The following is a 1,471-nucleotide window of genomic DNA, read 5'->3' on the forward strand; positions in this document are numbered from 1 at the left end:
TGAACTGACCCCATAAAGTTGGACAGTTGATTAAGCGGCCTTTAAGGACTGATTTCTGTACTCTACAGGACTCAGTCCTTTTAATTTAACCTTGATTCGGTCATAGTTGTAATAGTGAATATATTCTTTCAAGGTTTTCTCTAATTCATCAACTGAATTAAATTCTTCACCATAGAAGCATTCAGATTTAAGTATTCCAAAAAAGCTCTCCATTGACGCATTATCTAAGCAATTTCCCTTGCGTGACATACTCTGAATTAAACCTCTTTCTTCTAATTGTCGTTGATAGTGTCGCATTTGATATTGCCACCCTTGGTCTGAATGAACAATAGGTTTGTCGTCAGGATTAAGTTTGCTGATTGCATCATGAAGCATATCTTTAACTAATCTATACATTGGCCTACGCTGAGTTTGAAAGGCAATAATTTCACCATTAAATAAATCCATAATGGGTGACAGATACAGCTTTTCACCTCGAACGTTGAATTCGGTAACATCTGTTACCCATTTCTGGTTAGGCTTATTTGCTTCAAATTGACGTTGTAATACATTATCTGCAATTCTACCTACCTCTCCCTTGTAAGAGCGGTATTTCGCAATTCTGATACGAGATTTTAATTTCATTGACTGCATCAGTCTTTGAACGCATTTATGATTAATGACTAGCCCCATATTCTTTAAGGCAAGGGTGATTCTGCGATATCCATACCGCCCCTTGTGCTTATAATAGATCGACTTGATATGTTGTTTAAGATCACTGTATTTATCGTCAAGTTTTGATTGCTTCTCATGATAAAAATATGTGCTTCTGGCCATCTTTGAAGCACGTAACAGGTATCTTAATTTGTAGTTTTGCCTTAATTCTGAGACGAACTGTGCAGCCGTTGCTATTTGGCTTTTCCCTGTTCTTTCTGCTTCTGAATCAAGGCTCTCCGCTTTTTTAGATAGGCAACCTCAGCACGTAAATATGCCAGTTCCTCAAGCAACTGTTCATGTGTTTTATCACTATCTGCCTGAGAATGTTTAATTTGGGGCTTCTGAGGTTTAGGCATATGACTGTGGTGTCCTCTGGGCTTGGGTTTTAAGCCATCGATACCGAGTTCTTTATATTGACGCAACCATACGGAAAGAGTTCCTACTTCTTTTAATTTAAAGAACCTTAATGCATCAATAAGTGACAGGCCATCATTTAATATTTTAAGAACGACTTCAAGTTTGAACTCTGTAGAGTAGATCCTACGGTGAGCCTGATTTTTAAAACCATTTTTGCCAAGCGTTTGATATATAGCAACCCACTGACGAACCGTTCCACGATCTAAACCAAATTTATTAGCGGTTTTTCTAATCCCATCATCATTAGTATTGGATAAGTAATTTTGAACAACTTTAAGTTTAAAATTTTGAGAATATTTAGCCATAGAAAAGCCCCCTTCAGGTTAGACAATGCGTCCAACTTTCGGGGGTCAGATCA

Annotated in this window: 1 protein-coding gene; it reads right to left on the minus strand. The window is 37.5% G+C overall.

Going from position 1 to position 1,471, the window contains the following annotated elements; translation table 11 throughout:
* Positions 1-30: 30 nt before the first annotated feature.
* A protein-coding gene (locus tag H8A87_RS19575; protein ID WP_408646952.1) for an IS3 family transposase occupies positions 31-1,418 on the minus strand; the annotation gives its coding sequence in 2 pieces (ribosomal slippage) (positions 31-935 and positions 935-1,418; 1,389 coding nt in all).
* Between the last annotated feature and the right edge of the window lie 53 nt (positions 1,419-1,471).

Origin of the sequence: Xenorhabdus lircayensis (genome assembly GCF_016306625.1) — a bacterium.
Taxonomy (GTDB): domain Bacteria; phylum Pseudomonadota; class Gammaproteobacteria; order Enterobacterales; family Enterobacteriaceae; genus Xenorhabdus; species Xenorhabdus lircayensis.